A 19,987-nucleotide genomic window follows, 5' to 3' on the forward strand; every position below is an offset into this window, starting at 1 on the left:
GCCGCTGGAGAAGCCGACGCCGGTGTTCGCCAAGCTCGACCCGTCGATCGTCGACGAGGAGATCGAGCGGCTGGACGCTCCCTAGACCGGACCGGAAGCGGCCCGGCGCCCGAGGGCGCCGGGCCGCTTCCGATCGTTCAGCTCGCGGCCAGTTCGCCGCGGGCGATCCACTTCTCGTAGACGCCGCGGCGCACCGGCTCGGCGGCCGTCCGCGCCAGGATGTCCGAGCTGGGGCGGGCGAGCCGGAAGCGCCCCCACTCCTCGTCGGTGTCGACCATGGACCCCGAGACGCCGTTCCACGTCACGTGGGCCGACTCGCGCAGCACCCTCCGCACCCGCACTTCGCGGCCGAGTTCGACGCCGGGGATCTGGACGCGGCGCTCGGCCGTCAGCGGAATCCAGACCCCCGACGAGTACGAGAACAGCTCGATCTCGGTGCCGTCGGGGATGTAGGCCAGGATCTGGGCGCCCTCGGGCAGCGGCAGGTCGACCAGGTCGGCGGTGACGTACTCGGGAAGCAGGTGGCCGGACGAGAGGGCGAACCCGGTGCCGAGCACTGGCATGCCGCGCCGGTCCGAGGACGGCATCGACACCAGGCCCTCGTAGTCGGGGGCGATCGGGGCCTCGCAGTCGCCCGGATCGGCCAGCGGCCAGCGCAGCGCGAACACCCACGGCTCGCCCGGCTCGGTCTCGCCGCCGAGGACGCTGCGGGCGGTCGGGGTGCGCAGGTGGGCGATGTCCCTGCGCCGGTAGCAGAAACCGCCGGGCACGGCCGCGGTCTCGAATATCTTGGCGGCCTGGACGGCGGTCAGGGGCCGCTCCATCGCCTCCCCGGCCTCCGGCGCGGAGGAGGCGCGCACCCGCTCCAGCAGCAGCCGGGCGGCCGGTTCGAGGTGCGGGGTCTGGGTCAGGCGCCGGACGTACTCCAGGTCCAGGCCGGGGGCGAGGGGGACGGTCAGGGAGCGCTCGTCGGTCGCACTCACCGGCACGCCCTCGCGCAGCACCTCGGCGGCGGGCACGAAGCTCCGGTGCGGGAACTGGGTTCCCGGGCGGGGATTGACCAGGAAGTCGGGGCGCGGCAGCGCGGAGAACAGCTCCCAGGCGGCACCGTCGGCGATGGGCGCGGCCTGGTACTTCTCGCCGCGCCACTCGACGGTGACCAGCGCGGGCGGGTCGGGGGTGGTCGGGGGTGCCGGACGGCGCTGCTGGAGTGCCGCGGCTCGGTTGCGACGGGACGCGAGGTCACGTGTCATAGACGACTCGATTCGTGTGTCCACGGCCGGTATACGCTCAGCGTCAAACTAGGACTTTCGTGTCAGATGCATGTGACGCTCACGTGAATACGGTGTTACGGACACTCTCGGCCCGTGGCATCGTAGGAATGTGAACCGAAAAGGACCAGCCCCGCTGCCGGAGCCGCTTCCGGCGCCGATCACCGACACGCACACCCATCTGGACATCGTCACCGCCGGATACGGCGAGGACGCCAGGCCCGTCCCCGCACCTACAGACAACGTTATCCGGGAGTTGATCGACGGCGCCGAGGCGGTCGGCGTCGGCACGATGGTGGAGGTCGGCACGGACGTGACCTCGTCCCGGTGGGCCGCCGAGCTGGCCGAGACCGACGGACGCGTGCTGGCCGCGGCCGCGCTCCACCCCAACGAGGCCCCGCTGCTGGACGACCTGGACTCGGCCCTGGCCGAGATCGACGTCTTGGCCGCGCGTCCGCGCGTGGCCGCGCTCGGCGAGACCGGACTGGACTACTTCCGCACCGACGAGCCCGGCAGGGACGCCCAGCGGCGGTCGTTCCGGGCCCACATCGAGTTCGCCAAGCGGCACGGGAAGGCCCTGGCCATCCACGACCGGGACGCCCACGAGGACGTCCTGTCCATCCTCGACCAGGAAGGCGCCCCCGAGCGGGTGGTGATGCACTGCTTCTCGGGCGACTTCGCGTTCGCGACCGAATGCGCGCGGCGCGGGTTCTACATGAGCTTCGCCGGGAACGTCACATTCAAGAACGCCGAGCGGCTGCGCGGGGCCGCCTCGGTCGCCCCGGCCGAGCTGCTGCTGGTCGAGACCGACGCGCCGTTCATGGCCCCGGTTCCGGTGCGCGGGCACGCCAACCACCCGGCGCTGACGAGCTACACCGCCCGCTTCCTGGCGGCCCACCTCGACCGGGACCTGGAGAAGTTCTGCCTCCAGCTGTCCGAGAACGCCCGGCGAGCCTTCGAGTCCTGGCAGGACTAGGTGACGTCCACGGCCGTTTCGGCGGTCTCGCTGTTCCCCTCGGTGTCGGTGAGGGTGAAGGTGAACAGGTACCGGCCGGCCTCGGGCAGGCTCACTTCGCCGCCGAGGATGCCGGTGCGCAGCTCGATCAGCCGCAGGGACTCGGGCTCGGCGTCCTCCAGGCCCCAGGTCGCCTCCCACTCGGTGGCCTCGAACGGCTCGCCGTCGAGGTCGGAGACGAGGACGCGCACCGAGTTCGGCCCCGGGCGGCCCGGTTCGAGCACCAGCTGCGCCGAGTACAGGTCCGTGTTGGCCCACACCGAGACCTCGGTGGAGGCGGCCTCGGCCGCGTCGGTCTCCAGCAGCGCGGTCTTGGCCGGGATCGCCTGCACCAGCACCACGACCGCCGCCAGGACGGCCGCGGCCAGTGCCACCTCGACGCCGACCAGTCGCCGCAGGGCGCGCCTGCCGCCATCGCCGTCGCGCACGATCGCCTTGCGGGTGAACAGCCCCACGACGACGATGACGATCAGCAGGCCTGCCTTGAGCGCGACCAGGCGGCCGTAGTCGGTGTCGGTGAGCGCGGCGATCGAGTCGATGTGCAGCAGGGCGCTGGCGATACCGGCGACGACGGCGCAACCGACCAGCCACGGGACCAGGCCCATCCAGTTGCGGCGCGTCGGCTCGGGAATGTCGATGTCGCGTTTGGACACCAGCACCAGCAGCACCGCGAGCCCGCCGATCCAGGTGAGCGCGGCGGCGAGGTGGACGCCGTCGGCGGCGAAGGCGACCGGCACGGGCTCGGTGGCCATCGGGTGACCGGCCAGCGGCCAGGTCGCGCAGAGCGCCAGCGCGGTCGCGCCCAGCCCGGCCAGCGCGGGGGCGCCGGGGCGGTCGGTGACGACCAGGGTCCGCAGCAGGGGCAGCGCCAGGAGGACCAGCAGCAGCCGTAGCAGCCCGGCCAGGCCGGTGTTGGACTCCATGACCACCTGGAGAGACGTGCTGTCGAGCCCGCTCAGTGACGTGCCGACCTCGTAGGCGGCTTGGAGGACGATGCCGGTCACGGCGGTGACGGCGACGGCGCTGAGTCCGGCGCCGACCAGTCGGGCAGCGATCATCCGGGCGGGCGCGCCCCCGCTCGCGGGACTGCCGGTTCCCAGGCCGGCGGCCATGAGGACGCCGCCGCCGAGGGCCAGCGCGAGCCCGGCGTAGCCGATGCCCCGGTTGGTGTAGAGGAGCCCCTGGACGAGCGGGTCGGTCTCTGCCACGAGCGCCTCGGCGCCGGGGGGCTCGGTCTCTGCGCCGACCGAGAAGTCGAAGTTGCCCGAGACCGGGTGGCCGTCGTCGGATACGACGCGGTATCCGACCAGGTAGGTGCCTTCCTGGTCGGCGTCGATCGCGATGACCATGACCGAGGAGTCCTCACCCTCGGTGATGTCGGTGTCTACTCGGTCACCATTGGGAGCCACAACCCCGGTGGCCGCGTCCACCGGCTCGACTGGCTCGTTGAACTGGATGACGACCTCGGCCGGAGGGGTGTCGAGGACTTCGTCGGCGGCGGGTTCGGTCCCCGTGGCGAGGGCGTGCGCCCAAGCCCCCGAGGCCCAGAGGGCGCCCACCGTCGCCGCCGCGAGTGAGGCGCAGGCGAGGCGGGCGTGGAATCGACGTGACATCCCGGCCGAGACTACTGGAGTCCGCCTCGCGAACGAACGACGGTTGAAAGAGGCATTGAGCGAGATGGGTAAGTCTGAGCGCAAGCAGGCCGCCGAGGCCCTGCGCAGGCAGCAGGCGGCCGAGACCAGGCGCCGCAAGATCGTGTTCGGGACGGCCATCGCGTCGGCCGTGGTCCTCATCGGAGGGCTCCTGGCGGTGGGCATCTGGATCAACCGCGACACCGAGCGCGAGGTGCAGGCCCCGGAGGCGTCCACCACCGAGGACTTCGCGGTGCGGGTCGGAGACGGGCCGGTCGTGGTCGACCTCTACGTCGACTTCATGTGCCCGGCGTGCAAGCAGTTCGAGGCGGCCTACTCCGCGGACATCCAGGGCTGGGTCGACGACGGCTCGATCACGCTCGACTACCACCCCATCACCATCCTGGACCGGCTCAGCCAGGGCACCGAGTACTCGACCCGGGCGGCCGCGGCGGCGGTGTGCGCGGCCGACGTCGGCGAGCAGGACTTCCTCGACTACGCACTGGCGCTGTACGAGAGCCAGCCGGCGGAGAACACCACGGGCCTGACCGACGCCCAGCTCAAGGACATCGGCTCCGATCTGGGGCTCGGCTCCGACTGGGAGCGGTGCGTGGACGATGAGACCTACCGGGGCTGGGCGCAGGAGGGCACCGACAGCGCCACCGGCGACCAGGGCGTGGAGGGCACGCCGACGGCCAAGGTCGACGGCGAGGTCGTCGACAACGCGGCCTTCGCCGACGAGGTCAACGCCGCGATCGAGTCGGCCGCTTAGCCGAGCGCGGCCAGTGCGGCTTCGAGGCTGAAGCCGAACGGCAGCTCCAGCCGGTGCCGCTCCAGCAGGGCGGCATCGGCCAGCAGGTCTGCGGTCGGGCCGTCGGCGACGATCCGGCCGCCGTCGAGGACCACGGCCCGTTCGCACAGTTGCAGCGCGTACGGCAGGTCGTGGGTGACCAGCAGCAGGGTCGGGGCGGTGCGACGCAGGATCGCGGCCAGTTCGCGCCTGCTGGCCGGGTCGAGGTTGGCGCTCGGTTCGTCGAGGACGACGATGTCCGGGCGCATCGCCAGCACCCCGGCGAGGGCGGCGCGCCGCTGCTGCCCGACCGAGAGGTGGTGCGGGGGTCGCCCGGCCAGGTCGCTCAGGCCGACGTCGGCCAGGGCCGCGTCGACTCGTTCGCGCAGTTCGGCGCCCTTGAGGCCGAGGTTGGCCGGGCCGAAGCCGACGTCGTCGGCGACGGTCGGCATGAACAGCTGGTCGTCGGGGCTCTGGAAGACGATGCCGACGCGGCGGCGGATCTCGGGCAGGTTCTTCTTCTCCACGGTCAGGTCGCCGACGTCGACGGTGCCCTCGGACGCCTCCAGGAGTCCGGCCAGGTGCAGCATCAGCGTGGTCTTGCCGGCGCCGTTGGGTCCGAGGATCGCGACCCGCTCCCCCGACTGGACATCGATGTCCACGCCGTCGAGGGCGCGGTGGCCGTCGGGGTAGTCGTGGCGCAGGCCCGCCACCTTCAGTGCGGTCACGCCCCCACCGCCGTCCATGCGGCCAGGCCCGCGGCCAGCGCCGGCGCGGCCATGGCCGCGCCCCACTGGCTCAGGCTCGCGCTCCTGGGGCTGACCTCGATCGGCAGGCGCCCGATGTAGCCCCGGGCTGCCATGGCCTGCCAGACCCGTTCGCCGCGTTCGTACGAGCGGATGAAGACAGTGCCCAGGCTCCGGGCCAGGGCACCGGCCTGCCACAGGAAGCGGGGATCGTCGCAGCGGGCGAGCCGCGCCCGCCGCATCTGGGCGACCTCGGCGGCCGTCAGGTGCGCGTACCGGATCGCGAACGCGGTGATCTGGAGCAGGATCTCGGGGCAGCGCAGGCGCGAGAGCCCGGCGAGCAGGTCGGCCACGGGGGTGGTGGCGGCCAGCAGGAGCGCGGCCCACACCCCGAGGGTGGCCTTGGCGACGAGGTTCCAACCGGCCCACAGGCCGTCGAGCGACAGCTCCAGCGGCCCCCATGAGACGGTCTGGCCGCCGGCCAGGAACGGGAAGGCGACGGCCAGCAGCAGGAACGGGGCTTCGATCAGGCTGCGGGAGGCCACCCAGAGCGCGGGCACGCGGGCGAGGGCGAACAGGGCGAGCAGGACGGCCGCGTAGACGCCGAAGGCCCAGACCGCCTCGCGTTCGGTGGCCACGACGGCGAACGTGAAGGCGACCAGGGCGACGAGTTTGGCCTGCGGGGCGAGCCGGTGGATCGGGCTCGCCCCCGGCAGGTAGAGCCCGTCACCGCCGCTCATGCGCCTTCGCTCCGGCCCCGCCTGCCCCTGGCCAGCAGCCAGAACAGCCCGGTGGCGAGGGCGAGGACGAGCAGGACTCCGAAGATCCCGGCCAGCGAGCCGCCGACCGATGCGTTGTCGACGAAGGACAGCCCGTAGTCGGCCAGCGGTCCGCCGATCTCGTGCTCGCCGGCCTGCTGGGCGACGCAGTCGCCGTCGATGTCGCCTTCTTCGGTGGTGGTGCAGCCTTCGAGCATGACCGACTCGAGTCCGTCCGGCGAGGAGGAGGCGAACAGGGCGACGCCTCCGGCCATGAGGAGGGCGACGATGACGCCGGCGATGATGAACCTGGAGGTCTTGATCGTGGGGGTCTGCATCTAGGCGCGCTCCTCGGCGAGTCGGGACTCCGGGTCGGCGATCCTGGCGCCGCGCAGGGCGCGGACCAGGTCGGGGCGGGTGAGTGCGACGGCGGTGACGGCGGCCGCGGTGATGACGCCCTCGCCGATGCCGATGAGGACGTGGGTGCCGAGGATCGCGGCGGTGACCGAGCCGAGGGACTGGCCGATCGGCTCGCCGCCGATGGCGAACTGGACCAGGAATCCGGCCGAGGCGGCCACGACGCTGACGACCGAGCCGGCGAAGACGGCGACGGTGACCCCGAACCGGGTGGACGGGAGGACCTTGAGGGCCAGGACGATCACGGCCCAGGCGACGAAGGTCGAGATGACGGCCATGTTGATCACGTTCAGGCCCAGGGCGGTGACGCCCCCGTCGGCGAACAGGAGGGCCTGGACGGCGATCACGACGGTGACACATAGCACACCGAGGGCCGGGCCGAGGAGCGCGGCGGCGAGCGCGCCGCCGAGGAGGTGCCCCGAGACGCCCGCGGCGACCGGGAAGTTGAGCATCTGGGCGGCGAAGATGAACGCGGTGGCGAGCCCTGCGAGCGGGACGAGCCGGTCGTCGAGGCCCCGGCGAGCGGCGACGATGCAGGCGCCGACGATGAGGGCGGCGATGAGAGCGAACACCAGCGAGGTCGGGATGCCGATGATCCCGTTGGGAATATGGAGCGCTTGATCGGACACGGGAGATGCCTTTCCCCAGGGTGGCGGTCGGCGCGGCGCGCCGGATGGGCGGGCCCGCCATTGGGCTATTGCAATTATTTTGCAAGAGCAACCCGGTGCTTGTCCACCCGCGGCCGCGCAGGATCTGCCAAGCGAGCTCACAGGCGATTGTCAGGGACAGAGGGTAGTGTCTTGATCTGTGAACGTGAGACTTGAGCCTGGTGACGCGGCACCTGACTTCACGCTGGCGAGCGACAACGGCGACCCGGTGACCCTGTCGAGCCTGCAAGGGCGCAAGGTCATCCTCTACGCCTATCCGCGGGCGATGACGCCCGGCTGCACAAAGGAGGCCTGCGACTTCCGCGACAGCCTGGCCTCGCTCCAGGCCGCGGGGTACGCGGTGCTGGGGATCAGCCCGGACGAGCCGGAGGCGCTGGCCAAGTTCGTCGACCGCGACGGCCTGACCTTCCCGCTGCTGTCCGACCCCGAGCACAAAGTGCTCGAGGAGTACGGGGCGTGGGGCGAGAAGAAGAACTACGGGCGCACCGTCCTGGGCGTGATCCGTTCGACGTTCGTGATCGACGAGGAGGGCAAGATCGCCCTCGCTCAGTACAACGTCAAGGCCACCGGCCACGTCGCCCGGCTGAAGAAGCAGCTCGGCCTAGAGGACTGATCCACCGGACGGTCCGAAGCCGCGGGCGCCGCGTCCTCACGTCGCCGATCGGGGCGCCCGGAGGGAGTAGCCGAAGCCGCGGACGGTCTGGATCAGCGGCGGTTCGATCACGTCGACCTTCCGCCGCAGATAGTACACATAGGACTCCACGATCCGCCCGTTGCCGCCGAAGTCGTAGTTCCAGACGCGGTCGAGGATCTGGTCCTTGCTGACGACCTTCCCGGCGTTCACCATCAGGTAGCGCAGCAGCTTGAACTCGGTGGGCGAGAGGCTGATCGGCTTGCCGGCCCGGCGCACCTCGTGCACGGACTCGTCGAGTTCGAGGTCGGCGTAGCGCAGCACCGACTCGTCGTCGCCGACGGCCGGGACGCGGTCTGCGGCTTCGGGCGATTCGTTCACCGGAGGTCCTCCTTGAGGTCCCCTCAGGAGTATCGAGCACGGCCGAGACCGCTCTGGGAGGAACATCAGGAAACCTTGAGAATCGCCGCCGGGCGGCGGTCAGCGCATCGGCCGTCCTCTCCGAATCGTGACGCTGTCGCAGGGTCCCGCTATCGTTTCCGGAGATACTCGGGCGAATCCAGGAGGGTCTACTGTGGGAGCGAAAGCCGGGCTGGTCTACCTGGGTGAGGGGCTCCCCGTGGACGCCCTCAAGGCGGCGCCCGCGCCTGACGAGGAGCGTTCGGCCGCACTCGCCGACACCGTGCTCGGCGACTACGTCGCGAACGCCGGCACCCGGGTTCTCGGTGAAGACGGCCTCTGGCCCGAGCCGGGAACGATCTGCGCGGCCGCCTACGACGACTTCGCGCTGATCGGCTACCGGGAGATCGGCCCGGACCGGCCGAGCGAGATCACCGAGTGGATCAATGCGGTCTCACCGAGCGGCGGCGCCTGCGGCGTGTTCATGCACAGCGTGATCGACTACGGCGCCTTCGCGATCTGGGAGGACGGCCGGGTGCGCCGCTCCATCAGTCTCGCTTCCGATCCCGGCGTCATGGAGGACCTGGGCGATCGCTGCCAGTTCGAGACGCCGTTCTGGAGCGGCGACCGCGCGATGGAGGACGGATACCCGCTGCCGTTCCACCCGCTCGAGTTCGGCGAGGCGGCACTGCTGGCGTTCTTCGGTTTCGGCATCGAGGGATTCCCGCCTGAATACGAGATCGACCCGCACCGGTACGCGATCCCCGCATTCCGCCCGGCGGATTGAACCGAAGCGGCCGGCCCGGCATCAGAAGATCGCCACGGTCCTGGTTCCGTGCGCGCCGCGATGGACGCCGCGTCCCGCCTATGCGGTGCGGACGACCATCTTGCCGGTGTTCGCCCCGCGCATCATGTCGAGGAAGGCGTCGACGGCGTGGTCGATGCCGTCGACGACGGTCTCGTCGTAGGCGATCTTCCCGGCGGTGAACCACTCGGTCATTCGCTGGTTGAACTCCGGCGCGAGGTGGAGGTAGCCGCCGAGGGTGAATCCCTGGAGGCGGAGACTCCGAGTGATGACGTTGGCGAGGTTGTCCGGCCCCGGGGCCTTCTCGGTGGCGTTGTAGACGGCGATAGCTCCGCACAGGGCGATGCGGCCGCCGTCGTTCATGACGTCGAGCGCGGCCTCGAGGTGGTCGCCCCCGACGTTGTCGAAGAAGACGTCCAGCCCGTCGGGGGCGAGCGCCGGGAGCTGCTCGCGCACGGGCGCGTCCTTGTAGTTGAACGCCGCGTCGTAGCCGTACTTGTCGGTCAGCAGCGCCACCTTCTCGGCGGAGCCCGCCGAGCCGATGACGCGTTCGGCGCCGAGCAGCTTCGCGATCTGGCCCGCGGCGGTCCCCACGGCTCCGGCGGCGCCGGAGACGAAGACCGTCTCGCCGCTCCGCAGGCCGGCGATCGCGGTCAGGCCCACGTAGCCGGTCAGACCGGTCATGCCGAGGATCCCCAGGTACAGCGACAGCGGCGCGCCGGGCAGTTCCGGCACGACGCGGAACGTGGCGGCGTCCTCCTGGACGAGGTCGCGCCAGCCGTGCTGGTGCAGCACGACGCTGCCGACCGGCAGCTCGTCGGAAGCGGACTCCACCACCCGTCCGACTGCTCCGCCGGTCATCGTCTCCCCGAGCGCGAAGGGCGCCACGTAGCTTTTGACGTCGTTCATCCGCCCGCGCATGTACGGGTCGACCGAGATGAACTCGTTGGCGACCCGCACCTGGCCCGGCTCGAGCTCGTCGTAGGCGACCTTCTCGATCCGGAAGTCCTCGTGGGTGGGCCAGCCGTGCGGACGGCGGACGAGCTGGATCTGCGTGCTGACTGCTTGCGACATGCTGACTGTGCTCCTCTTCGGGCCCCGTGGGCCCCGTTGATGTGTGGATGGACGGCGGTGCGGCCTACAGCGCCAGGCCGATGGCGAGCGCGATCACGCCCAGCAGCGGAATCAGCCCCTGCTTGAGGGCCGCGCGGCGCCTGGTCGGGTCGGACAGGCCGAGGACGATCGCCGCGGCGGCCATCGAACCGGCGCCGGCGAACACGAGCGCCGCCCCCACCGCGGTCTGGCCCGCGGCGGTGGCCCCGATGCCGACGGCGGCGACGACGGCGAGGAACAGGTTGTAGAAGCCCTGGTTGAACGCCAGGCTCGCGGTCGCCTCGGCTTCGGCGACGGTGGTGCCGAACGTCGAGCGCGCCCGCTCGCTCGTCCAGGCGAACGACTCCAGATAGAAGATGAAGACGTGCACGAGCGCGGCCGCCCCAACGAGCACGAGACCTGCGATGACCATGGAATCCTCTTCCCAGCCGAGCGGGGGTCGGCCCCCGCGACACCGACTTTATTGAAACGATCGTTCCAGAACTATATACTGGAACGATCGTTTCGCAAAATGGAGGGCTCGGCAATGGGACGAATGCAGACGTTCGACACCGCTGAAGTCGTCCGCGCCGCCCGCGCGGTGTTCTGGGAGCACGGATACGAGGACGCCTCGATCCCCGCGCTGGAGGCCGCCACCGGGCTGCGCCGGTCGAGCATCTACCACGCATTCGGCAGCAAGCGAGGGCTGTTCGACGCCGCCGTGGAAAGCTATCTCGACGAGGTCGTCCGCCCGCGGCTGCGGCCCCTCACCGCCGAACGGGTCGAGCCCGGCGCGATCCTCGACTATCTGCGCGGCCTGCACAGTGCGCTGGAGCGGGCGGGCTCCTTCGCGTCCGAGAACGGGTGCCTGCTCATCAACACCGCGGGCGCGCCCATCGCCCACGACGAGACCGTCCGCGAGACCGTCGCCGACTACCGCGCCGAACTGCACCGCGCCATCACCGCCGGCCTCCGCGCCCACCTCCCGGGCCCCCCGACCGACCGACGGAACCGGCTCGCGGACACCTGCACCGGCCTCGTAGTCTCGGCCTTCGCCCTGACCCGAGTAGACAACCCCAGCGCCCTGAACAGCCTGGACACGGCCCTCAACCTGATAACCGCCGCCGAATGACCAACACGGCCCCGCCAACGCTCCACACCGCCGGCGGGCGAACGCCTCCACCTGCTCGGCGACGGCCTGTCTCCGGCGTCGCCACCGCTACGAGAAAATGAAGCGGACCCGACGAGCTGACCATCGGGTCCGGATACGAGGTCCTGCACACGAAACCCATCCTCCCAGGGCAGGGCCCAGGCCGCACGGCTTTCTGGCGAGCCGCCGCTGCGGCGACTCGCTCGATGCGCACTGTGAGGGCAGCGGAGGGCACGGCCTTGCCGGGATTACCATGGTGCTCATGAGCAATCGTGTCGCCGCCTCTCAAGCGCTGATCGAAGCCGCCGTAACGGACTTCTGGTCGCTCGGCGCGAAGGTGACCGCCCACGACGGATACGAGGTCGTGCGTCACCCGGCAGCGCCGGGCCACCCGCTCGGCGACTTCATACGCAGAGTCCACGACGTCTCTGCCGCGAACGACATCGTCGCCCGCCGACCGGAGGCACCGCCCTTGCCAGCGCGCATGGTCATCGACGCTGAGACCCCTCGCGCGGTCGAAGCGATCCTAGCCCTGAACGACTGGGCACCCGAGTCGCTCCTCCTGCTCGAACTGCCGGCTGCCATGTCCGTTCCCGAACCGCAGGGCCTCGACATACGCTCGGTCGACGACGAGGAAGGCTGGCGGGAGATCGAGCGACTGTTCCGCATCGACCATCTCGAAGAGGACGACCGCCACGGGGCGCCCCCGCGACCACCCGAACAGACGCACGCCGCGATCGCGCTCCGTCGCTCCCTCGGCCCGCAGGTGAACTACCTACTGGCCGAACGGGAGCGCGCAGTCATCGGGACGATCGCGGTGTGGGTCGGCGACAACGGCATCGGCATCATCGAGGACGTGTTCGTCCATCCCGATGCCCGGGGAACCGGGGTCGCCACACAGATGCTGCGCCACGCCGTCGCTCACGCCCGCGGCCGAAGCGCGGACTCGATCCTGATCGGTGCCGAGACCGACGACACCCCGAAGCACCTGTACCGCAAGTTCGGCTTCCGCCCAGTCGCGGTCCAACGCAGCTATTTCCGGCCGGTCATCACGTAGGGTGCTGAAATCTTCGACGAGCCATAGGGTCCCCAAGGGCTGCCCGGCTCTCCGGCGGCACCTGCCAGAGGCCACAGGCACCTACAAGACTCAAGAGGCACCCACTGGGACTTTGTTCTGTGCACCTGGCGACCGCCTATCTGAACCCATCACCCCTGTTCACGGCGCTGGTTTCGCGACTTTCTGACGAACTGTCTCTGCGGCGACTCGTTCGATGCGCACCATGAGCGCGGCCGAAGGCACGACCTTGCCGGTGGCATAGGTCGACAGGCGGGAGACCGAGGTCCCGATACGCGAGGCGAACTCGGCGCGTGTCAGTCCCGAGTCGACGATGGCCTGCGTGATCCTCCCGGCCACGACTTCACGCTCGGCGCGTTCGGCCCCTGTACGGGCGCTCTGGAGCACCCGCTCCATCAGGTTCGCGACGCCGTAGGGGCGGCTGTAGGTCAGAACGTGCTCGACTTGGCGGGCGGTCTTGCCCCAGGGATCGCGGTCGATGACCTCGATCAGCCGCCGCCAGTCCCGTACCGAGCCGCGCTCCAGCGCGGTCTGGACCGCCTCGACCGGCCACCACTCCACCGGGTCGTCTGGAGAGACGTTCAGATTGCGAAACCGCAATGCCATCGAATCAACCTCTTGCGATCTGCTCGGCCAGCGCCCCACAGGCGGCGACCACGTCCGACCAGTCGGTCCACCGTTCGCTCAGATTCCGATAGGCGCCGAGCTCGGCAGTGACCGCGAAGTCCGCCGGACGCGGCTCACTGAGCTGCCGGATCAGTTGCGAACGGACCCCTTCCTCCTCGCTGCCCTGATCGGCGTAGTACTCGTCGATTCCGGACAGCACGGCCGCCGCGCACTCGAGGCCGTAGCGATCACTCAAGGCCGCGACGTCGAGATAATCCCGAGTCTGGTTCCGCCGCACGATCAAGAACGCCTTCACCCGCAAGGTCTCCGCGGGCGTGGGCACCCGAAGCACGCGGCCATCATCCAACTCGATCTCGGCGGTCTCCAATGGCCGACTGCGGATCAGTTGCCGCACACCGGTCTCGATGTCACCAAGACTGCCGAGGATGATCTTGCCCGGACGCACCCGATTGGTGACCCACTCCCCTTCGGACTCGAGCGCCTCGAGCACGACATCGAACCGGTCGCGGAGATCGGCCACCACATGGTCGTGGTCGTAGGAATCCCGATGCCCGGCATAGAGCGCAGCAGCGGAGCCACCGACCAGGACCGCGTCCGGAACCAGCTCCTGCAACCTAGCGGCCGAGTCCAACACCGCCCGCAGATCTGCGCTGGCTTCGTTATAAGCGTGCCCGAGCCCATCCATAAACCAATATTATCACTTCTGATAATCAAGCAAGGCGGCAAGCCGCGAGCGGAGGTGTTACGGGTATCCGTGACGACCCGCCGACACAACACGAAACCCGGCAGTCACCTGCCGGGTCCTGATACGAAAACCTGTGCACCTAGCGATCGCCTACCTGAACCCATCACCCCGGGCCACTGCCCTGGCTTCGCGCCTGACGGCCCTTTCGGCGGCCCCGGCCGCCCGCGAGGCGCCGGTCGCGTCTGAGATCAGTCGCGGGCTCCAGGATACCGGCGACGACCCGGAGGAACGCCTGGCGAAGTCCGCTACCGGTCGATGTCTCCCTGTTTGGCGTCCGCGAGGAGGACCGTGAAGTCTGGAAGGCGAGAAGCGCACCACGAAGGCCATGCGCGATCATGTCCAGCGCGAACGCCGGGTTGGAGGGTCTCACGAACTAGCCGGGTCGGCGGCCTGGGTGAAGATATCGGCCGCCGTCACCGCGAGCGTTCCTTCGGATGCCCCTACCACCGTCTCCCGCGCGCAGATCGCGAACCGCAACGTATCGGCTTCTACTCTGAGCGCGGTGGCCTTCTGCGCCAATTTCGGGAGCAGCCGTCGGGCGTCGACCTTGCGCGCCCATTTCGCTTCTCCGACCATGACAGGGGTCCGTGATCGCCCCGCCAGCACCACCGCGTCGATCTCGTCTTGGCGCCCTTCGCGCCACCACGGTCCCACAGCGACCGTCTCTGCGTGGATCTGAGCAGCGTGTCTGCGCAGGTAGTCCCTGAACGCCGCCTCCCAGACCGGGCCCATATGGTCGTCGATGCCATCGGTGACGGCGTTCAGCACCGTTTCGCCGAGCCCGCGATCGATCTCCGAGCGATAGCGGCCCAGTACCCGCAGGTAGAAGGCCAGGAAGTTGTCGGTGATCCGGTAGATCCGCCGACGGCTCCTCTCCGTCTCCGTCACGGGCATGAGCCGCTCGATCAGTCGCAATCGTTGCAGTTCCCGAAGCGTTCTGCTGGGGTCCGCCCCGATGGCGTCGGCGATCTCCTGGTGCTTGGTCCGGCCTTCCGCGATGGCGCGCAGCACATCGGCCAACTGCTCACCGTGCCGCGTCTCAGTCGCGAGGAGGTAGTCCCCCTCGACCAGCATTGGGGTTGTCGGCCGGCACGCGAGCCTGGATATGTTCTCACGTGCTGATGCCCCTGCATCCCACAACGAAAGGTAGAGCGGCATCCCGCCCAGCAGCCCGTAGGCCAGCGCGCGGTCGGCCGGGCGCAAGTCGGACAGCATCTCGGCAGCCTCATGCGGGCGGAACGGGTGCAGTTGCATCGAGAGGTCGAAACGCCCATAGAGCGGCGCCCGGTACTCCTGGATCGCCTCCATAGTGCGCATCGCGGAACCGCACAGCAGGACCCGCAGGCCGCTCTCCGAACCAGTGGTATCTACGAAGGACCGCAGAATCCCCGGAAGCTCCGGGGATTTGGACATCATCTCGGGAAACTCGTCGAGGACCAGCAGCAGCGGCGTCTTTCGGGCAGCCGAATCGAGATATTCGAGGGCTTCCTCCCAGCTTTGGAACGGCGATTCGGCCAGGTTCCGGACTCGGCTGGGCGCGATCTGGTGGACCTTGCGGGACAGCTGCGCCACCTCTCCGCGTTCAGGGCGCCCGGTGCCGAGGTGGAAGATCGAACGTTTGTCGGAAGCAAAGCGCTGCACCAGCGCGGTCTTGCCGACCCGCCTGCGCCCCCAGACCATGGCAGGGCGGGGGTGCATCCGGGCCCACCAGTTCTCAAGCTCGGCCAGTTCACTGCGGCGGTTCACGAATGCCATAGCCAGAATCGTAACCGACGCAGAACGTCACTGACGTAAGACATCACCAACGATCCGCGTCAGTTTGCAGACCCTGGGACTCCTGGACCGCACTCCCCACACCCGAACGCTGATACCCACGAGCCCGACAGGACGATCTGCCGGGGTTGACGAGCAATTCTGTGCACCTAGCGACCGCCTTGAACCCAACACTCCAGGTCACAGCACTTGTGAACCGGCTCGGTACGGTGATCGGGTGACCCTCGGTTCAGCTTCCGACAGCGACCGTTCCAGCCTGACATCGCAGATGCAGCTGGAGCTGTTCGCCGACTATCACCAGATTCTCCTTCTGGACGAACACTCTGAGGCGGATTTCGGCGATCTTTGGAGTGCAACGGCCACGCAGGACTCGATGGCCGTCGGAGACGATGGGCTTGCCATCGGTACAGAGGTCAACGTGAATGTGGCCGTCACCGTCGAACTCCATACCCGAGCGCCCGGACCCGACGCCGATCAGTTCGACAACGTGGTGGAGGCGAGCGTCAATGCAGCGTCAGGCAGACTCGTGGTCCTCGGCTGCACCGACTACTTTCCCGAAGCGCAGCGCATCCCAGTCGAACCAGGATGGGTCCGCGTCCGCGTCTCTCGCTGGAACCTGCGCAATGCCGCCCGAGCGGGACACCTCTCGGACGATGACGTGGAAACCATGGAGAAGCTCCGGATACAAGTCTGGCGCTGCCCCAACCGCCAACTAGCCGTAATAAAGAGGTGGAAAGGCTGACCAGGGACACCATATCCACTTCGACAACCAAAGCCCTGGGCCACATGGCCAGGTACCTCGGCCGGGCCCGGATGGGAGTTCATGCGCACTCAGGCATGTCGGATACGAATCGAGTCCGCTCAGGTCCGCATTTGGTCAGAGCAACTAGACACCCGACCACGACTGTCCTCTGCCGAACCCACTTTGAGCGCGAAGTCCTCAGCGACCGACAGACGTTGGCCGCGGCATGATCGATCACGGCGAGCAACAGCTGCTGTTCCTCGACGTCGACGGGACCCTCATCCCGTTCGGCCAACGGAAACCGCGAGTACCGGAAGATGCCATAAACAACTCGTACGTCGCACGACTCAATCCGCAGCTAGGACCGCGCCTGGCAGTACTGCCATGCCAACTGGTCTGGGCTTCAACCTGGGAAGATGAAGCAAACACCGAGGTGGCTCCTCGGCTGGATCTACCATCGCTGCCGGTGGTGTACTGGCCGGAACCCTCGACCGAGGGCGAACTCGAAGACCAATGGTTCAACCTGCACTGGAAGACGCGCGCGTTGGTGGAATGGGCCGCCGGACGTTCGTTCGCCTGGGTCGACGACGAAATCACCGAAGCTGACATCGAGTGGGCAGCCGCCAACTACCACGGCCGCGCCTTCCTCCTCCCAGTTGACGCCTCTCAAGGACTCACCGACAACGATCTCGAAGTTCTCGGCTCCTGGCTACGAGGGACATGAAACGGACGCGGTGGGCAAGCCCATCGGGTCCGGATAAGAAAATCTGTGCACCTAGCGACCGCCTACCTGAACCCATCGCCCCAGGTCACCGCACTTATAGCGCACATCACTGACGTACTTTTAGTTGGTCGCCTACCGGCTGCCGCGAAAGTACCGACCAGACTGCACGCGCGACGAGCGACCGTGCAGCCCATTGCTTCGGAGCCAGGTCACCGAGACATACTTCGAGGATCTCAGCGAGATCAGGATTCTGCAAGACTCGAATTACATGACCGCAGTCGAAGTCTTTCGGAATCTGCTCAGGCCATAGGTCTTCCTCGGGCGCCACTCGAAGAGTGAGCTCGTCGCATTCCTCGAGTGCATGAGAAAGCAACTGGGCATCCGCCCCACTATCTCCCTCCAGGAATGATTCAACGCGCGGCCGCAGCAGCTCTCCAACCGAAACGGAATTGCCCTTGCCAAGTGGAGACACCCACATTTCCAAATATCGTTGCATATCGGAAGGTTGCCCGGGAATCCGAGATCCAAAGTCGCCTTCTATGCAAATCACCGAAGCGATCGCACAAGCTTCGGGGGTTCCCGCAAACGCATTCTTCAGCGCATTTCGAATTCGGCGAGAGTGAAGTTGGTGAGCTGCTGCCAGACTGAGCCCTAGTGCTACCGCACGAGGCTCTTCTGGCATAGGTCCAGCTGTAATGCGAAGCGCGCAATCCACGAGGCGCTTCTGCCAAATTGGTTTGGACGAAGCGAGACCGTCATCTAGCAGATGCGAGGCAAGCTCAGGCGCAACAGGATAGAGCCATCCAGGCCAGTCGGCAGAATTGTCATACTCTTCAATAAGCTCCACTACCAACTTCCGGCGATGGTCATCATTTGTAAAAAGACTTCCCGCCGCGAATAGCCACACATTACGCCAATGAGGGCTTCGAGCAGCAAGACTAAGGCGCCTACGAATCGCATCATCGTTACCTTTCACGAGCTCCCGATCCGCCATAAGCTCCTGAAGACTTCGAACCTCAAATGAAACAGTATCTCCTTGATCCGGAGTCAGAAGGACCAAGCGCTTTGTAGCTACCTCTAGCATACGAGTCGCCACATTCGCAGCTTCACCACCAGCTTCATAGCCAATTTCAATCATTCGCTCAAGCGCCAGGTCCTTTAGTTTATCCCTAGGCAATCTGGCACGCACTTCGCCACTAGCTTCGCATTGGACTTGCAGGAACAGTCCTACACGCTCGTGAAGCTCAGTGATCTCGTCACTATGCGTTGCGAAGAAATCTCGAAGAGTTGTTTCTTTGGCTGCTTCGCGCTTAAACACAGTCTTGTAATATTCTGAAAAGAGATGAAAGCGGTTGACTGGCAGAGTTCCTGCTTCTTCCAAGATAAAGGTCAGAATCAGCACCTGCAGAGGCGTCTTAAGTAGGCGATCCGATCGTGGATCTGCCGCCGCATTAGCAAATCGACCAAGGAGGGATTTGCATTGCTCCTCATCGTCATGAAGTCGTTGGCTCGTAATATGGCGACCATATCTGAGAGCTTCTTCATTAGTGAAATAGTCCAGGTCGTATTGCGCAAAGTGTTCTGGGAGAATACGCTCATTATACCCTGTTGGTCGAGTTGTCACTACGATTAGCAAATCGGCATCAAGCTCGTCAGCCTGTTCCACTAGTTCAGTAATCTCATCAAGTACTCGATTTCGAAGCTCCGGAGATGTCACTTCATCGAGCCCATCGAAGAAGATGACCGATGGCCACACTTTAAGCCATTTCTTCAGGTCGGCAGGAGCGAGTTCAATATCCGCCCTTTCAGATACAACGCTCGAAAGCCATTTCATTAGCGACGGGCCGCCGCTTGGCCCCAGCGCAGTAGCCATCGAAGCGAGATTGACCCAGAGTGGCCAACGAGGGCTCTTCAAGCTACCAAGATCCAGTCGCTCCAGCGATTTCGACGTACCCTCAATCACCTCCGAGACCGTCGGTGTATTCTGTTCAGCCTTCGCAAAATGGGATCGATACACCTGAGTCAGGTATCGCGTCAAAGTACTTTTTCCATTTCCTGGCGCCCCAGTAATCACAAGATGACGCGGCCCCCCTCGCTCCCATAGCGATCGTCGCATCGCGGATTCACCTTGCGAGAGACAGGTCTCGAGAACTGGCCGCCGCACACGATCGTGGTCCAACGCCCGCACGTCAATAATGGCCAACTCTAGTGACTGCCTAGCTGATCCGCCTGCCTCGCCGAACTTGACCCAGCGGTCATGGTGAAGTGTGCTCTGGGCATGTGCCTTAAGAATCGGCGCCAACCGATCGGCGTCGAGGGATCCATCGAGGGATTCCAGACGCTCGAGGATATCTCCCACCGTGAGAATCGCCGGAAACGCCTTACGGACTGCATCTTGATTCGAAATGAGGCTATTTAGATAGTCTCGATGCCATACCTTGGCATCGCGGAGTCCTCGGCGACGTAGGGTGTCAGGCTTTTCCGGGTCACCGAAATTGTGATCGAGCTGCTCACTTATAAAGTGGTCTATTTTGTCGATCCCTCCCCCTGGGTCCGCCGCCGAGAGCCGAACATTTGTCACGAAAACAATGTACTGAGGAAAGCGAGCCCGCTTGCTATCCGGAACCATCCACTTTGCGAACTCCGATCGTATTTGACCCGCCAGCCAAGTAAGATTAGAGCTTGGACTGGATGGGTGCTCACATTGTTTAGCCTGGATGACTGTGTACCCATTCCAACTATCTTGCGACCCTTCGGAAGTGCGTGCCCAATTGATTGTACCGTCAAAGGTACCTTCTCGACCGCCATCTTTGCCCGAGCCATACACCTGCACTCCGGGTCCAAATTCCGCCATAGCAAGTGCCATCGTCAATTGCTCAAAAGCTCGCGGTCCCAGTTCTTCAAGACAGAAGTCACTTGCCATAGGTC

20 protein-coding genes and 1 pseudogene are annotated in these 19,987 nt (G+C 66.8%); 8 read left to right on the forward strand and 13 right to left on the reverse strand.

The window, feature by feature from the left end; all coding sequences use genetic code 11:
- Nucleotides 1-137: 137 nt before the first annotated feature.
- Entirely contained in the window at nucleotides 138-1,253 is a 1,116-nt protein-coding gene (locus JFB92_RS14290) for a hypothetical protein (protein WP_199039925.1), read from the reverse strand.
- Nucleotides 1,254-1,383: 130 nt separating this feature from the next.
- Here JFB92_RS14290 and JFB92_RS14295 point away from each other — a divergent pair, with 130 nt between their 5' ends.
- Complete coding sequence (locus JFB92_RS14295) at nucleotides 1,384-2,247, forward strand: TatD family hydrolase (protein WP_199039928.1); 864 nt, start codon at nucleotides 1,384-1,386, stop codon at nucleotides 2,245-2,247.
- Here the strand turns inward: JFB92_RS14295 and JFB92_RS14300 are convergent.
- Nucleotides 2,244-3,899, reverse strand: coding sequence for a copper resistance CopC/CopD family protein (locus JFB92_RS14300; RefSeq protein ID WP_199039931.1), 1,656 nt, complete (start codon nucleotides 3,897-3,899; stop codon nucleotides 2,244-2,246). The genes JFB92_RS14295 and JFB92_RS14300 overlap by 4 nt on opposite strands.
- 64 nt (nucleotides 3,900-3,963) lie before the next feature.
- Here JFB92_RS14300 and JFB92_RS14305 point away from each other — a divergent pair, with 64 nt between their 5' ends.
- Nucleotides 3,964-4,689 carry a DsbA family protein gene (locus tag JFB92_RS14305; RefSeq protein WP_199039933.1) on the forward strand — a complete coding sequence of 242 codons (726 nt, stop codon included), beginning with the start codon at nucleotides 3,964-3,966 and terminating at the stop codon, nucleotides 4,687-4,689.
- Here the strand turns inward: JFB92_RS14305 and JFB92_RS14310 are convergent.
- The 4 genes from JFB92_RS14310 to JFB92_RS14325 are packed head-to-tail and all read right to left on the reverse strand — an operon-like array spanning nucleotide 4,686 to nucleotide 7,257.
- Nucleotides 4,686-5,453, reverse strand: a complete 768-nt coding sequence (locus tag JFB92_RS14310; RefSeq protein WP_199039936.1) for an energy-coupling factor ABC transporter ATP-binding protein — start codon at nucleotides 5,451-5,453, stop codon at nucleotides 4,686-4,688. The two genes, JFB92_RS14305 and JFB92_RS14310, sit on opposite strands and share 4 nt — an antisense overlap.
- On the reverse strand, nucleotides 5,432-6,193 hold the full coding sequence (gene cbiQ, locus JFB92_RS14315) for a cobalt ECF transporter T component CbiQ (protein ID WP_199039939.1): 762 nt from the start codon (nucleotides 6,191-6,193) through the stop codon (nucleotides 5,432-5,434). Before cbiQ ends, JFB92_RS14310 begins: the two co-directional genes overlap by 22 nt.
- Nucleotides 6,190-6,549 carry a PDGLE domain-containing protein gene (locus JFB92_RS14320; protein WP_199039942.1) on the reverse strand — a complete coding sequence of 120 codons (360 nt, stop codon included), beginning with the start codon at nucleotides 6,547-6,549 and terminating at the stop codon, nucleotides 6,190-6,192. The genes cbiQ and JFB92_RS14320 overlap by 4 nt, the downstream gene beginning before the upstream one ends.
- Nucleotides 6,550-7,257, reverse strand: coding sequence for an energy-coupling factor ABC transporter permease (locus JFB92_RS14325; RefSeq protein WP_199039945.1), 708 nt, complete (start codon nucleotides 7,255-7,257; stop codon nucleotides 6,550-6,552).
- Nucleotides 7,258-7,435: 178 nt separating this feature from the next.
- Here JFB92_RS14325 and bcp point away from each other — a divergent pair, with 178 nt between their 5' ends.
- A complete protein-coding gene (gene bcp / locus JFB92_RS14330; protein ID WP_199039948.1) occupies nucleotides 7,436-7,909 on the forward strand; it encodes a thioredoxin-dependent thiol peroxidase in 474 nt (157 codons plus the stop codon).
- A 36-nt stretch (nucleotides 7,910-7,945) separates the two neighbouring features.
- On the opposite strand, the pseudogene JFB92_RS14335 reads toward bcp, so the two are convergent.
- Nucleotides 7,946-8,260, reverse strand: a pseudogene (locus tag JFB92_RS14335) (winged helix-turn-helix domain-containing protein); the annotation flags it as partial.
- Between the two features lie 241 nt (nucleotides 8,261-8,501).
- On the opposite strand from JFB92_RS14335, the gene JFB92_RS14340 reads away from it, so the two are divergent.
- Complete coding sequence (locus JFB92_RS14340) at nucleotides 8,502-9,113, forward strand: DUF6928 family protein (protein ID WP_199039954.1); 612 nt, start codon at nucleotides 8,502-8,504, stop codon at nucleotides 9,111-9,113.
- Between the two features lie 78 nt (nucleotides 9,114-9,191).
- On the opposite strand, the gene JFB92_RS14345 is transcribed toward JFB92_RS14340, so the two are convergent.
- Both JFB92_RS14345 and JFB92_RS14350 read right to left on the reverse strand, forming a co-directional pair.
- The gene (locus tag JFB92_RS14345) at nucleotides 9,192-10,205 is read right to left on the reverse strand and encodes an NADP-dependent oxidoreductase (protein WP_199039957.1); all 1,014 of its coding nucleotides are present in this window, start codon (nucleotides 10,203-10,205) and stop codon (nucleotides 9,192-9,194) included.
- 64 nt (nucleotides 10,206-10,269) lie between these two features.
- Nucleotides 10,270-10,656 carry a DUF1304 domain-containing protein gene (locus JFB92_RS14350; protein WP_199039960.1) on the reverse strand — a complete coding sequence of 129 codons (387 nt, stop codon included), beginning with the start codon at nucleotides 10,654-10,656 and terminating at the stop codon, nucleotides 10,270-10,272.
- 114 nt (nucleotides 10,657-10,770) lie between these two features.
- Here JFB92_RS14350 and JFB92_RS14355 point away from each other — a divergent pair, with 114 nt between their 5' ends.
- Both JFB92_RS14355 and JFB92_RS14360 read left to right on the forward strand, forming a co-directional pair.
- A complete protein-coding gene (locus tag JFB92_RS14355; protein ID WP_199039963.1) occupies nucleotides 10,771-11,355 on the forward strand; it encodes a TetR/AcrR family transcriptional regulator in 585 nt (194 codons plus the stop codon).
- Between the two features lie 280 nt (nucleotides 11,356-11,635).
- On the forward strand, nucleotides 11,636-12,430 hold the full coding sequence (locus JFB92_RS14360) for a GNAT family N-acetyltransferase (protein ID WP_199039966.1): 795 nt from the start codon (nucleotides 11,636-11,638) through the stop codon (nucleotides 12,428-12,430).
- A 159-nt stretch (nucleotides 12,431-12,589) separates the two neighbouring features.
- Here JFB92_RS14360 and JFB92_RS14365 read toward each other — a convergent pair whose 3' ends face one another.
- The 3 genes from JFB92_RS14365 to JFB92_RS14375 form a co-directional block, all read right to left on the reverse strand.
- Nucleotides 12,590-13,054 (reverse strand): helix-turn-helix domain-containing protein, encoded by a 465-nt coding sequence (locus JFB92_RS14365; RefSeq protein ID WP_199039968.1) that lies wholly within the window; start codon nucleotides 13,052-13,054, stop codon nucleotides 12,590-12,592.
- Nucleotides 13,055-13,058: 4 nt separating this feature from the next.
- The gene (locus JFB92_RS14370; RefSeq protein WP_199039971.1) at nucleotides 13,059-13,760 is read right to left on the reverse strand and encodes a hypothetical protein; all 702 of its coding nucleotides are present in this window, start codon (nucleotides 13,758-13,760) and stop codon (nucleotides 13,059-13,061) included.
- 426 nt (nucleotides 13,761-14,186) lie between these two features.
- On the reverse strand, nucleotides 14,187-15,575 hold the full coding sequence (locus JFB92_RS14375) for an ATP-binding protein (RefSeq protein ID WP_199039974.1): 1,389 nt from the start codon (nucleotides 15,573-15,575) through the stop codon (nucleotides 14,187-14,189).
- Nucleotides 15,576-15,810: 235 nt separating this feature from the next.
- Between JFB92_RS14375 and JFB92_RS14380 the strand changes: the two genes are divergently transcribed.
- Together JFB92_RS14380 and JFB92_RS14385 are read left to right on the forward strand one after the other, a co-directional pair.
- Nucleotides 15,811-16,335, forward strand: coding sequence for a hypothetical protein (locus tag JFB92_RS14380; protein WP_199039977.1), 525 nt, complete (start codon nucleotides 15,811-15,813; stop codon nucleotides 16,333-16,335).
- Between the two features lie 226 nt (nucleotides 16,336-16,561).
- Nucleotides 16,562-17,059, forward strand: a complete 498-nt coding sequence (locus JFB92_RS14385; protein ID WP_199039981.1) for an HAD domain-containing protein — start codon at nucleotides 16,562-16,564, stop codon at nucleotides 17,057-17,059.
- 106 nt (nucleotides 17,060-17,165) lie between these two features.
- Here JFB92_RS14385 and JFB92_RS14390 read toward each other — a convergent pair whose 3' ends face one another.
- A complete protein-coding gene (locus JFB92_RS14390) occupies nucleotides 17,166-19,982 on the reverse strand; it encodes an NACHT domain-containing protein (RefSeq protein WP_199039984.1) in 2,817 nt (938 codons plus the stop codon).
- Nucleotides 19,983-19,987: the final 5 nt, after the last annotated feature.

The sequence above is a fragment of the Glycomyces salinus genome (assembly GCF_016428645.1).
Lineage (GTDB): Bacteria > Actinomycetota > Actinomycetes > Mycobacteriales > Micromonosporaceae > Glycomyces > Glycomyces salinus.

Bases quoted from the DNA above. Each gene is read 5' to 3' on its own strand.
- JFB92_RS14310 (WP_199039936.1), bottom strand. From the start codon at position 5,453: ATGGACGGCGGTGGGGGCGTGACCGCACTGAAGGTGGCGGGCCTGCGC.
- JFB92_RS14370 (WP_199039971.1), bottom strand. From the start codon at position 13,760: ATGGATGGGCTCGGGCACGCTTATAACGAAGCCAGCGCAGATCTGCGG.
- cbiQ (WP_199039939.1), bottom strand. From the start codon at position 6,193: ATGAGCGGCGGTGACGGGCTCTACCTGCCGGGGGCGAGCCCGATCCAC.
- JFB92_RS14345 (WP_199039957.1), bottom strand. From the start codon at position 10,205: ATGTCGCAAGCAGTCAGCACGCAGATCCAGCTCGTCCGCCGTCCGCAC.
- JFB92_RS14350 (WP_199039960.1), bottom strand. From the start codon at position 10,656: ATGGTCATCGCAGGTCTCGTGCTCGTTGGGGCGGCCGCGCTCGTGCAC.
- JFB92_RS14360 (WP_199039966.1), top strand. From the start codon at position 11,636: ATGAGCAATCGTGTCGCCGCCTCTCAAGCGCTGATCGAAGCCGCCGTA.
- JFB92_RS14385 (WP_199039981.1), top strand. From the start codon at position 16,562: ATGATCGATCACGGCGAGCAACAGCTGCTGTTCCTCGACGTCGACGGG.
- JFB92_RS14390 (WP_199039984.1), bottom strand. From the start codon at position 19,982: ATGGCAAGTGACTTCTGTCTTGAAGAACTGGGACCGCGAGCTTTTGAG.
- JFB92_RS14290 (WP_199039925.1), bottom strand. From the start codon at position 1,253: ATGACACGTGACCTCGCGTCCCGTCGCAACCGAGCCGCGGCACTCCAG.
- JFB92_RS14355 (WP_199039963.1), top strand. From the start codon at position 10,771: ATGGGACGAATGCAGACGTTCGACACCGCTGAAGTCGTCCGCGCCGCC.
- JFB92_RS14375 (WP_199039974.1), bottom strand. From the start codon at position 15,575: ATGGCATTCGTGAACCGCCGCAGTGAACTGGCCGAGCTTGAGAACTGG.
- JFB92_RS14300 (WP_199039931.1), bottom strand. From the start codon at position 3,899: ATGTCACGTCGATTCCACGCCCGCCTCGCCTGCGCCTCACTCGCGGCG.
- JFB92_RS14305 (WP_199039933.1), top strand. From the start codon at position 3,964: ATGGGTAAGTCTGAGCGCAAGCAGGCCGCCGAGGCCCTGCGCAGGCAG.
- JFB92_RS14365 (WP_199039968.1), bottom strand. From the start codon at position 13,054: ATGGCATTGCGGTTTCGCAATCTGAACGTCTCTCCAGACGACCCGGTG.
- JFB92_RS14320 (WP_199039942.1), bottom strand. From the start codon at position 6,549: ATGCAGACCCCCACGATCAAGACCTCCAGGTTCATCATCGCCGGCGTC.